This window comes from Pseudoalteromonas sp. APC 3355 (assembly GCF_030407615.1).
GTDB lineage: Bacteria > Pseudomonadota > Gammaproteobacteria > Enterobacterales > Alteromonadaceae > Pseudoalteromonas > Pseudoalteromonas distincta.
Map to the genome: position 1 here is coordinate 587,118 of NZ_JASDDB010000001.1, position 11,706 is coordinate 598,823.

8 protein-coding genes are annotated in these 11,706 nt (G+C 40.4%); 1 reads left to right on the top strand and 7 read right to left on the bottom strand.

Annotation, left to right across the window (positions count from 1 at the left end; genetic code table 11):
• Position 1: 1 nt before the first annotated feature.
• From acnD to QMA08_RS02580, 4 genes are all read right to left on the bottom strand, one after another.
• Positions 2 to 2,611 (bottom strand): Fe/S-dependent 2-methylisocitrate dehydratase AcnD, encoded by a 2,610-nt coding sequence (gene acnD, locus QMA08_RS02565; protein WP_290173568.1) that lies wholly within the window; start codon positions 2,609 to 2,611, stop codon positions 2 to 4.
• Positions 2,612 to 2,740: 129 nt separating this feature from the next.
• Entirely contained in the window at positions 2,741 to 3,865 is a 1,125-nt protein-coding gene (gene prpC, locus QMA08_RS02570) for a 2-methylcitrate synthase (protein WP_290173569.1), read from the bottom strand.
• Between the two features lie 312 nt (positions 3,866 to 4,177).
• Positions 4,178 to 5,056, bottom strand: a complete 879-nt coding sequence (gene prpB / locus QMA08_RS02575; protein ID WP_138488929.1) for a methylisocitrate lyase — start codon at positions 5,054 to 5,056, stop codon at positions 4,178 to 4,180.
• Between the two features lie 174 nt (positions 5,057 to 5,230).
• Entirely contained in the window at positions 5,231 to 5,923 is a 693-nt protein-coding gene (locus QMA08_RS02580) for a GntR family transcriptional regulator (protein ID WP_002962362.1), read from the bottom strand.
• A gap of 265 nt (positions 5,924 to 6,188) precedes the next feature.
• Here QMA08_RS02580 and rsmF point away from each other — a divergent pair, with 265 nt between their 5' ends.
• Positions 6,189 to 7,640, top strand: a complete 1,452-nt coding sequence (gene rsmF / locus QMA08_RS02585; RefSeq protein ID WP_290173573.1) for a 16S rRNA (cytosine(1407)-C(5))-methyltransferase RsmF — start codon at positions 6,189 to 6,191, stop codon at positions 7,638 to 7,640.
• A gap of 412 nt (positions 7,641 to 8,052) precedes the next feature.
• Here rsmF and QMA08_RS02590 read toward each other — a convergent pair whose 3' ends face one another.
• Genes QMA08_RS02590 through QMA08_RS02600 form a run of 3 tightly spaced genes read right to left on the bottom strand, consistent with a single transcriptional unit; the run spans position 8,053 to position 11,697 of the window.
• Positions 8,053 to 8,754, bottom strand: a complete 702-nt coding sequence (locus QMA08_RS02590; RefSeq protein WP_290173574.1) for a VpsP family polysaccharide biosynthesis protein — start codon at positions 8,752 to 8,754, stop codon at positions 8,053 to 8,055.
• On the bottom strand, positions 8,747 to 9,475 hold the full coding sequence (locus QMA08_RS02595; RefSeq protein WP_290173576.1) for a CpsB/CapC family capsule biosynthesis tyrosine phosphatase: 729 nt from the start codon (positions 9,473 to 9,475) through the stop codon (positions 8,747 to 8,749). The genes QMA08_RS02590 and QMA08_RS02595 overlap by 8 nt, the downstream gene beginning before the upstream one ends.
• Positions 9,476 to 9,489: 14 nt before the next feature.
• On the bottom strand, positions 9,490 to 11,697 hold the full coding sequence (locus QMA08_RS02600) for a polysaccharide biosynthesis tyrosine autokinase (RefSeq protein WP_290173578.1): 2,208 nt from the start codon (positions 11,695 to 11,697) through the stop codon (positions 9,490 to 9,492).
• Positions 11,698 to 11,706 lie beyond the last annotated feature (9 nt).

Sequence of the window (11,706 nt, forward strand, 5' to 3'; positions counted from 1 at the left end):
CTTATGCAGATTGCGTTGCTTCTAAAAAGTCTTGAGCAAAGCGTTGTAACACACCACCAGCTGCGTAAATAGAAAGCTCTTCTTGGGTATCTATACGACATTTCGTAGGCACAGTAAGCACTTCACCGTCTTTACGGGTAATACTTAAATTAACGGTCGCACCTGGTTTTAAATCGCCCGTTACATCGTATGTTTCACTGCCATCCAGCTTTAGGGTTTTACGCGTTGTGCCTGCTTTAAACTCAAGCGGTAAAACCCCCATACCAATTAAGTTAGTACGGTGAATACGCTCAAAGCCCTCTGCTGCAATAACTTCAACGCCTGCAAGTCTTACGCCTTTTGCAGCCCAATCGCGCGACGAACCTTGTCCGTAATCGGCTCCGGCTACAATAATAAGCGGTTGTTTACGCTCCATATAGGCTTCGATTGCTTCCCACATACGAGTATTAGTACCTTGTGGTTCTAAGCGTGCGTAAGAGCCTTGCTTAACGTCGCCGTTTTCATCAAGCACCATTTCATTAAGTAGTTTAGGATTTGCAAATGTTGCACGCTGCGCTGTTAAATGATCGCCCCGGTGCGTTGCGTACGAGTTATAGTCTTCCTCTGGCACGTTCATTTTGGTCAGGTATTCGCCAGCAGCACTACTTGCCATAATTGCGTTTGATGGCGATAAATGATCCGTTGTAATGTTATCGCCAAGAACTGCAAGCGCACGCATACCACTCATAGTACGCTCACCCGCAAGTGCACCTTCCCAATAAGGAGGACGACGAATGTACGTACTTTCTGGGCGCCAGTCGTAAAGAGGGTCGTTATCTTCACCGTAATCTACGGTTAAATTAAACATTGGCTCGTATACTTTTCTAAATTGCTCTGGCTTAACGCTTTGCTTAATTACTGCATCAATCTCTTCATCCGATGGCCATAAATCTTTAAGCGTAATATCGTTGCCTTGTTGATCTTGCCCTAGTACCCCTTTTTCAATATCAAAGCGAATAGTACCTGCAATGGCGTACGCAACAACTAAAGGAGGTGACGCTAAAAATGCTTGCTTAGCATAAGGGTGAATACGCCCGTCAAAGTTGCGATTACCCGAAAGCACCGCTGTAGTGTATAAATCGCGATCGATCACTTCTTTTTGAATAACAGGGTCAAGCGCCCCGCTCATACCATTACAGGTAGTACACGCAAAACCAACAATGCCAAAGCCAAGTTGCTCAAGCTCTGTTAGTAGGTTTGCATCTTCAAGGTATGATTGCACCGCTTTTGAACCTGGTGCTAATGAGGTTTTAACCCAAGGTTTACGAGTTAAGCCTTTTGCATTTGCGTTACGGGCAAGGAGTGCTGCGGCAATTACATTGCGTGGGTTACTGGTATTGGTACAACTAGTAATAGCCGCAATAATACACGCGCCGTCTGGCATTAAGCCTTCTTCATTTTCAACAATGCCCGAAATACCTTCTTTAGCTAAATCGCTTGTCGATACACGGCGGTGCGGATTAGATGGACCCGCTATATTGCGCCCCACGCTTGATAAATCAAACTTAAGTACACGTTCGTATTTTGCGGTTTTTAAGCTATCGCTCCAAAGACCTGCTGTTTTTGCGTAGTTTTCTACAAGGGCAATTTGTTCTTCTTCACGCCCTGTTAATCGCAAATAATCTATTGTTTTATCATCGATATAAAACATGGCTGCAGTTGCGCCAAATTCAGGTGTCATGTTTGAAATGGTTGCTCTGTCGCCAAGTGTAAGCGCGTCTGCACCTTCACCGTAAAACTCTAAATAAGTAGATACAACACGTTGTTCGCGTAAAAATTCAGTAATAGCCAACACAATATCGGTTGCGGTAATACCTGGTTGGCGCTTACCTGTTAACTCAACACCAACAATATCAGGTAAGCGAATATAAGAAGCGCGGCCCAGCATTACGCTTTCAGCTTCAAGCCCGCCTACACCCACAGCAATAACGCCCAGCGCATCAACATGAGGCGTGTGGCTGTCGGTGCCAACTAGTGTATCTGGGAATGCAATGCCATCACGGCTTTGAATAACCGGCGACATTTTTTCAAGGTTAATTTGATGCATAATGCCGTTACCCGGTGGAATAACGTCAATATTTTTAAACGCAGTTTTAGTCCAGTTTATAAAATGAAAACGATCATCATTGCGTCTGTCTTCAATGGCGCGGTTTTTTTCAAATGCGTCAGGATCAAAACCGGCATGCTCTACCGCCAGTGAATGATCCACTATTAACTGCGTAGGTACTACCGGATTCACTTTTGCCGGATCGCCGCCTTTTGCTGCAATTGCATCACGAAGCCCAGCTAAATCAACAAGTGCTGTTTGGCCTAAAATATCGTGGCACACCACGCGCGCCGGATACCACGGAAAATCTAAATCTTGCTTGCGCTCAATTAGCTGGTTAAGTGCATCGGTTAACATGGCAGGGTCGCATCGGCGTACTAGGTTTTCGGCAAATACACGCGATGTATAAGGTAGTGTGGCGTATGCACCTGGCTTAATTGCATCTACGGCTTCTTGCGTATCGTAATAGTCGACGTTTGAGTCAGGTAAAGGTTTACGGTATTGGGTATTATTAATTATGGTCATGGTAAGGGTTCGCTAATTTGGTGACGGTGTTTGCTCACAGCTAGCGTGTTTAATAAAAAGTTTGAGAAAAACTACTCGCTAGTGGCTATGTGCAATAAAAAAGTGAGCACATGCGTGCTCACCCATTTTTTAACGTGACTCTATTGGTGTGTAACTGCGTGCGTCAGGCCCAGTGTAATCGGCACTTGGGCGAATAATACGGTTGTTAGCGCGCTGCTCTTTTACATGTGCTGTCCAGCCCGTAACACGGCTCATTACAAATATTGGCGTAAATAATTTAGTTGGAATATCCATAAAGTGATAAGCAGACGCATGGAAAAAATCGGCATTACAAAACAGTTTTTTCTCGCGCCACATAATTTCTTCACAACGAACAGACACAGGGTAAAGCACGGTATCGCCCACCTCTGCCGCTAGTTTTTCAGACCATTTTTTAATAATTACATTGCGTGGATCAGACTCGCGATAAATAGCATGACCAAAGCCCATTATTTTATCTTTACGTTCAAGCATGCCCATTACTTCTTGCTCAGCATGCTCAGCACTTGTAAAACCTTGAATCATATCCATTGCCGCTTCGTTAGCACCACCATGTAATGGACCACGTAGCGTACCAATCGCACCAGTTACGCAAGAATGAATATCAGAAAGCGTTGATGCACACACACGCCCTGTAAAGGTAGAGGCGTTAAACTCGTGCTCTGCGTACAAAATTAGTGATACATTCATTACCTGTGCAAATAATTCACTAGGTGCTTTGTCGTGTAATAAATTTAAAAAATGTGCGCCAACTGAGTCGTCATCAGTTTGTGTTTCAATGCGTACGCCATCGTGTGTAAAGCGGTACCAGTAACAAATAATACTTGGGAAAACAGCAACCATACGGTCGATTGCATCATTAGCTTGGCTAAAATCAAGCTCCATTTCAAGGTTCCCCAACATTGAGCAACCCGTGCGCATTACATCCATTGGGTGCGCGTCTTTAGGAATATTTTCAAGCACGGTTTTAAGCGCATCAGGTAAGCCACGTAAATTTTTTAGTTTTGCTTTATATTTTGCCAATTCGCTTGTGGTTGGTAACTCACCACGTGAAAGTAAAAAAGACACTTCTTCAAACTGCGCTTTTTCGGCAAGTTCACTAATATCGTAACCACAATACGTTAAACCAGAACCACTTTGTCCAACAGTACACAATGCTGTTTGACCAGCCACTTGTCCGCGTAAACCTGCGCCGCCTAATGCTTTATCTACCATGATTTTCTCCTATCTTAAATTTGTGTGTGATTTAGGGCGTATTGAACTTTGTGGATTGGAATTTGTTCAATCTAGGGGCGATTAAATCGCGGCGCGAGGTTTGTAACCTAGTGGACTAAGTAAAAACCGAGCAACAAAGAGATAATCGTCCCTAGAAAGAACCCGACGGGCAGCGCATGTTTGGTATTTATGCTGCGTTATCGCCTATTTATGGGGAATAACCACACTGCATAGGCTCTGCCTTGCCTAAAAACCAAACATACTGCTGCAAATTCAACCACCAACGTTCAACACGCCCTTATTTAATAGTTTTTATTTGTCAGATTTTGATGAAAAAAGGTTATCGAGTGTGTTCTCGTACGTGTGGTAATCTAAAAAATCGTAAAGCTCAGAACGCGTTTGCATATTTTCGATTTGGCTTTGTTGAGAACCTTCATTTAAAATTGCTGAATACACGTTTAGCGCTGCTTTGTTCATGGCTCTAAATGCACTGAGTGGGTAAAGCACCATTTCAACACCTACATCGCTTAACTGCTCTTTTGTGTAAATAGGTGTTTGACCAAACTCAGTAATGTTTGCCAAAATTGGAACGTTGATCGCTTTTGCAAATGCTTGGTAATCAGCAAGGTCGTGTACGGCTTCTGCAAAAATAGCGTCAGCACCGGCTTCAACACAGGCAGCTGCACGGTCTATCGCGGCGTTTAAACCTTCTTTTTGAAATGCATCGGTACGCGCCATAATATAAAAATCGCTATCGGTTTTTGCATCAACCGCCGCTTTAATGCGGTCAACCATTTCACCTTGGCTTACAATTTCTTTATTAGGACGATGCCCGCAACGCTTTTGCGCTACTTGGTCTTCTATATGAAAACCCGCCGCACCGGCTTTAGTCATTTCTTTTACTGTGCGTGCAATGTTAAACGCCCCACCCCAACCGGTATCGGCATCAACAAGTAGTGGTAAATCGCTCGCACCAGTAATACGACGAATATCTTCAAGCACGTTATCAAGGCTTGTCATACCTAAATCAGGCATACCAAACGAAGCGTTTGCAACACCGGCACCTGAGAGGTAAATAGCTTGGTGACCCATTTTTTCAGCCATCATCGCTGTGTAGGCGTTAATAGTACCTACCACTTGTAAAGGGCGGTTATTGGCAATAGCGTGTTTAAATTTTAATCCTGCTGACATTACTTTCTCCTCACTTTGAACGGTTGCTACGTGGAGTAACTTATAGTTTTAATCTGTAATTGTGACTGTTTAACTGCTTTTGCTAGCTTTTAACTTTTAACTTTTAACTTTTAACTTTTAGCTTTTAACTTTTAACTTTTAGCTTTTAGCTTTTAGCTTTTAGCTTTTAACAGCTTATGCTTTCTGCTTAGCTAATAAATCAAATTTGGTTTGAATATTTGCTTGCGACGCACTGATATGGCGCTTCATGAGCATTTCGGCCAGTTCACCGTCGTGGTTTTCAATGGCGTTAATAATAGCTAAATGCTCATCAAATGCTTTTGATACACGCGGCCCCACCATGCCCATTTGTACACGGTACATGCGTATTAATTGATAGAGTTCATTACACAGTAAATGAATTAAATGCGCGTTTTTACTGCCTTGAATAATACGGTAATGAAAATCTAAATCGCCGGCTTCTTGATAATAAGATTCGCCCTCTTTAACACGCTGTGTTTGTAGGTGCTGATTAAGTAATTGCTTTAAGCCTTTTACTTCTTCGGGTTCCATATTGTCGGCAGCAAGCCTACATGCCAAACCTTCAAGTGAACTGCGAACTTGATAAACTTCAATCAAACGCTCAGCGGTAAGGGCAACTACGCGGCAACCTACGTTAGCTTTACGCTCAACAAGGTAGCAACTTTCTAGGCGATTTAACGCCTCTCTAAGCGTTGCACGGCTTACACCATAACGTTTGGCAAGCTCAGGCTCTGATATTTTACTGCCTTGAACTATACTGCCTTCAACAATCTCACGGCGCATATCTACAAATACTTGATCTGATGCGGTAGTTATAGGCGCTTCGTTTAAAAATGTGTGTGTCATAAGTTATTTTTTAGATTGTCGACAATTAATGTGGTTACTATGGGCTTATTAAAAAATCATGTCAACCCTTAAACCTATCAAAATGGCTAAAAAACACGCTCATTGTCGACACTATTAACCTAAAGTCGCATAAAAATGGTTTTAGAATAGACTAAAACAGTGAAGTGTCGACAGGGCAATAAATCAGATGTTACGTCTTTAAGCGCTGAAAATGCATTATATAAATGCTATTATCGCGCTTTATTTTTATAGTATGAGCTAACGCGTGAACGCCAACACTTTTATTCCTGAGCACTTTATTGATGACGTAAAAACCTATTTACCAGCGCATCTAAACTTAGATGACTTTTTAAATGCGTGTCGCAGGCCACTCAGAAAATCTATCCGCGTTAATACTTTAAAAATTAGCATTGAAGAATTTGTAAAACGTGCCACTGAAAAAAATTGGCTGCTAACCCCCATCCCATGGTGCAGTGAAGGCTTTTGGCTAGAGCGCCCAAACGATGAAGAACAAAACCTAGCCCTTGGTAATACTGACTTACACCTAAGCGGTGCGATGTACGTACAAGAAGCAAGTTCAATGCTGCCCCCTATCGCATTAAAGCAAAGTATTAAACTCGCAGACTCTCAAAATAACACCGTGCTTGATATGGCATCAGCACCGGGTTCTAAAACATCGCAGCTAGCAGCACTTATGAATAACCAAGGCGTGCTTGTTGCAAATGAGCTATCGTCATCTCGTTTAAAGGCACTCAGCGCTACATTAAAACGCATGGGAGTAGGTAACTGTGCGCTCTCGCATTTTGATGGCGTTATATTTGGCAACTATATGTTTGAATGCTTTGACAGCATATTGCTAGACGCGCCCTGCTCTGGCGAAGGCACGGTACGTAAAGACGCCGACGCACTAAAAAATTGGTCCATAGAATCAAACATACAAATAGCCCAAGTCCAAAAAGACTTAATTAAAAGCGCATTTTATGCATTAAAGCCAGGTGGCACATTAGTGTATTCAACCTGCACACTTACACCGCTCGAAAACCAGCAAGTGTGCGATTATTTACTGAGTGAGTTTGGTGACTATATTGCCCCACAATCGCTAAGTGATTTATTTGAAGGTGCAAGTAAAGCAACAACAAGTGAAGGCTATTTGCATGTATGGCCGCAAACGTTCGACAGCGAAGGCTTTTTTATTGCTAAATTTAAAAAACACGCAAGTTGTAATAATCCAAATCAAACAGTTAAAAAAGGTGCATTTCCGTTTAACGAGTTTGATAAAAAGCAAAGTGCCGCATTTATGCAATCACTTAAAAAGCATTTTGGGTTAACTAACCTGCCTGGCAGCCTAATGCAGCGTGACAAAGAACTGTGGTTATTTCCACAAGGATTTGAAGCTGTGCAAAATAAAATTAAGTACGCACGCTTAGGTATTCAAATTGGCATTATTCATAAAAATGGCGTCAGGCTCACCCACGAATTTGCAACCGTATTTGGCAATGAGTGTAAAACTAATATTTACGCGTTAAATAACGAGCAAGCAAATGATTATTTTCAAGGTAAAGATATACGCTTAGCTGAAGCCACTCAGACAATAGGTGAGGTGGTATTAACCCTGTGTGGCTGCCCTATTGGGCTGGGTAAATGGCAAAAAAATAAGATTAAAAACTCATTACCACGAGATCTCGTGCAGAATACACAATTAATAAGCTGGGGTTAAACTAAAGTACAAATTACACATAATTAATCTAATCCTTTGTTATCAAATGTAACCAAGGGGCAAAATTAGTTATGCTTTATTTAGTAGTTTTACTACACTTTAAAGTACTTTCTTCTTCTCCCTAATGAACCAAGAAAGTGTTTTAGTTAACGCTAGGCTCAATTTAGAGTCAATTTATAGCCCAGAGGTTTTTAACCTCTGGGCAATTTTTTACGCCGTATAATAACAGTTCAGCTTTTACCAATAAGACAATTATTCACAAAGAGGTTATGAGACGCTGCGCTTTTAGAGAAGTGGTCTATCGATTCGTGAATAGCTTACTTGGTGTCTACTCATTTACTCCTCATTCACTTCTCTTTGTGCAATTGGTTTTCACTTTAACGTAAACAAACTTAACGCATTCGAAACCTACCTAGTTACAATGTTTTTTAAACATCCAGCTAGTTCTAAGCGGTTCAAAGTGAGAGCCAAACTTAAGCGATAGACATAAAATAGGCAAAGCATCAACTTGCTTAGCAACATCAAAAACTTGATAAAATTTATAACCATATTTAACGGCTAAATTTAATTCAGCAACATACAATGCTTTATACTTTGGAGGGAGTTGCTGCCAGTTCATTAGCGCTATTTGAATAATACCAAGCTGCACATCAAGCTTGTACGGCCCGAATTTTTTAGCCTGCTGAATATACTCGTATACGCGCTCTGTCGGCCCTTCTTGATAACTAACTACTTGTGCCAGTGCAATCCACGTTTCTGACCATGTTTGCCTTAACTCTAATGATTTTAATAAATCTTTTTCCGCTTGTTGATAAACCAAAAGCTTATTCTTATTTTGGCCGCTAGTTACAGCTAGATTGTGCATTTTTATGTAAGCACTTAACTGCCAGTAATGTGGCTGTGAAGGGTCTTGCGTAGTTGCATATGTAATTGCCCTATCTGCAAGCTTTAGATCTTTGAGAGTAATTGTGCTTTCAGGCTGCTTTAAAATATTGAGTGCATTAAAATACCATGTATTTGCACGCATACTTTGTAAGCTTTGATAACCTATTACTAATGTAATAACTGCAAGTATGGTAATTTGTGTGAGGCGGTTTGTATTTATATTAATCATTAAACAACGACTCAGTTAAACGCTTAGGGTTAGTAAAAAATAAATCGTGTGCATCATTTTGACCAATTAGCTCGCTCACTATTTGCTTAGCTTTACTTAAAATAGGAGGCCTACGCTTAACTGAATGAGCATCAGATGCAACATAAGTTACTAAACCGTTTTTTAGCATATCTATACTAATATTTTTTGCAGTTTCGCCCCATGCACCTTCAATGCTTGAAGCCGTTAATTGAAACTCACATCCTAATTGCTTTAAACGCTCAATATAAAAAGGATTTGCTTGAATATCGCGATTACGCTCAGGGTGAGGAATAATCACCTTTATATTTTGTTTAGCTAGCCAATTTATAAACTTATCGTAACCTTGCGGTACATGCGAGTGCGGGAGTTCTAATAATAAATAATTTACTGAATTAAGTGTACCAATAAACGGGAGTTTATTACTAAGCACTAAACTCATTAGCTCTACATCAAGCCTAACTTCAGCGGCCACAGCTAGTTTAATACCAATATTATTTACTAATGCCTGTGCTTTTAAATTAGCAAGCTCGCTATACAATTGCGAGGCTGAGTTATTAAATCGCCCAATATGTATATGTGGCGTGGCAACCATATGGGTTATTCCATCATTTTGTGCAACATTCAATAGCGCTAAAGAATCACTTAAATCTTTAGCGCCATCATCTATTCCTGGCAAAATATGAGAATGAATATCAATCATATATTTGCATTTAACTATGCATTAGGTTGTTCAGGTTTTTGCGAGTAATCATAATAGTCGTAATAACCATGGCTATGCTCGTCTTTACTTTTACTCATATCTACTTGGTTAAGCACAATACCTGCAACATGAGCTTTAGATTCAAACAGACGTTCAATACCCGCTTTAATCGGTTTAATTCGCGTAATATCCGACTTAACAACATAAATTACCGAGTCTACACTCTGTGCAATAACTAAGGCGTCACTCACAGCCTGTGTTGGTGGTGTATCTATAATTATATGGTCATACTTAGTTTTTAATATATCGAGTACTTCACTAAAGCGCGTGTTAGATAAAAGCTCTAATGGATTACCTGGGATCTGCCCGCTTGGCATAATAGCAACACCCGACTGCCCATCTACATGAACACACTCACTTAACTGCTCAGTACCTACAATTAAATTACTTAACCCCGGATGAAATACCGGTATATCAAATCGCTTTGCAATACTTGGTTTGCGTAAATCGGCATCAATTAATAAAACTTTACCCATTTGAGCAAGCGACATAGCTAAATTAGCTGAGGTTGTGGTTTTACCCTCACCCGGAGCACTTGATGTTACGGCTATTACTTTATGATCGCGCTCTAACTGAGTTAATAGCAAACTAGTTCTGAACGTTCGTACCGACTCTGCAAAACGCCTATAGTTATCATCCAGATAAGCATGTATCGGAAACACGCTATTTTTTGGTGTTTGTACATGCGGTAAAAGCCCAAGCATACGCTGTGCTAACTTACTTTCAACATCACTTTTCGTTTTAACCGTATCGTTAAGTGCATCAAATATAAAGCTCATAACTACTGCAAAACCAAAACTTGCCACAAAAGCTAAAATAACAATTAATTTTTTATTTGGTTTCGCTGGATCATTTGGTGCATAAGCTCTATCAGTAAAACGTGCAGCAGCAGAGCTAAAATCACTCGTTACTTCTGTTTCTTTTGAGCGAGATAAAAACGTGTTAAATATACTGCGATTTGTTTCTACTTCACGTTTTAATTGGTTGTATTGAGTTTCTTTGCGGGTAATATCTTGATATTCGGCACGAATTTTAACTAAGTCACGCTCAAGCGCACTAACAGTACGAGTAATGCGGTTTAGCTCTTTTTCAATGCCGGTAATAAGGCCCTTAATTTGCTTATTTAAATTGTTTTTTACCGTTGCTAACTCTGCTTTAGCTGAGATCATACGCGGATGTTTAGGGCCGTACACTTCGCCTAAATCACTGAGTTTACGCTCTACTAATATAACTTCGCGCTTTACATCCTGTATTACTTTGTGGGATGTAATTTCAGGCATACTCCCTAATAACTCCAAGTTATTATTGCCGTACTCAGTTATTACGCGATTTATACTCACAAGATTATTTTTTTCATTGCGCGCTACAATTAACTGTTGTGATATTTGCTCAAGCTCTTGTGTGGCGAGCCCAGCTATACCTTCAATATCAACTAGTTTTTGCTTCTCTCTGTAGTTTTGTAAGCGCACTTCTGAGTCATCGAGTTGAATTCGTAATTGCGATAAACGCGTATTTAACCAGTTAGAGGCTTGTTGAGTAATCCCCATTTTTGCACGCATTTGGCTATCTATATAAACTTCACCAACGGTATTCGCTACAAGCGCTGCTAGTTTAGGATCGCTCGATTCAAAGCTAACTCTAACGAGTTGAGTTTTAATAATAGGCGAGACTGAAAGACGTGACTTAAACACAGCTAATAAACCAAGCATTTCTCGTTCTGCTTGTTCTTGTGCATCATATACCGTTTCTTCCTTTTTATTTAAAAAAGGGAGTTGCTCTTTTATAGCTGTTTTAAGTTCACCCAACGCAGACGGTTTAGCTATAAAGTCTGTATGCGCTTTTAAATTAAGCTTAGTGATTACTTCGCGGGCAATACTGTCCGATTTAATCACCTCAAACTGCGTCAAATAATATTCTTTTTTTGTCGAATCAAGACCGTATATCTCTTCAAAGCTTACTGCCTTAGTTTGCTCAGCTTCTATAAGTAAAGTAGCAGTTGCAATGTATTTTGGCACTAAGGTCAAAGCCACCATAATAGTTAACAAAGTAACTACTGTAGCAAACCCTAAAATACGCCATTTAGCGAGTTTAATTACATTAAGGTAAGATCCTAAATCAATAATTTCTTCATTATTACTTAGGTTTTCATTTGTTTGGTTCATTAAATACTG

Excerpts from the sequence above, each read along its gene's own strand:
- acnD (WP_290173568.1), bottom strand. The coding sequence starts at position 2,611 with ATGACCATAATTAATAATACCCAATACCGTAAACCTTTACCTGACTCA.
- prpC (WP_290173569.1), bottom strand. The coding sequence starts at position 3,865 with ATGGTAGATAAAGCATTAGGCGGCGCAGGTTTACGCGGACAAGTGGCT.
- prpB (WP_138488929.1), bottom strand. The coding sequence starts at position 5,056 with ATGTCAGCAGGATTAAAATTTAAACACGCTATTGCCAATAACCGCCCT.
- QMA08_RS02580 (WP_002962362.1), bottom strand. The coding sequence starts at position 5,923 with ATGACACACACATTTTTAAACGAAGCGCCTATAACTACCGCATCAGAT.
- QMA08_RS02590 (WP_290173574.1), bottom strand. The coding sequence starts at position 8,754 with ATGATTAATATAAATACAAACCGCCTCACACAAATTACCATACTTGCA.
- QMA08_RS02595 (WP_290173576.1), bottom strand. The coding sequence starts at position 9,475 with ATGATTGATATTCATTCTCATATTTTGCCAGGAATAGATGATGGCGCT.
- QMA08_RS02600 (WP_290173578.1), bottom strand. The coding sequence starts at position 11,697 with ATGAACCAAACAAATGAAAACCTAAGTAATAATGAAGAAATTATTGAT.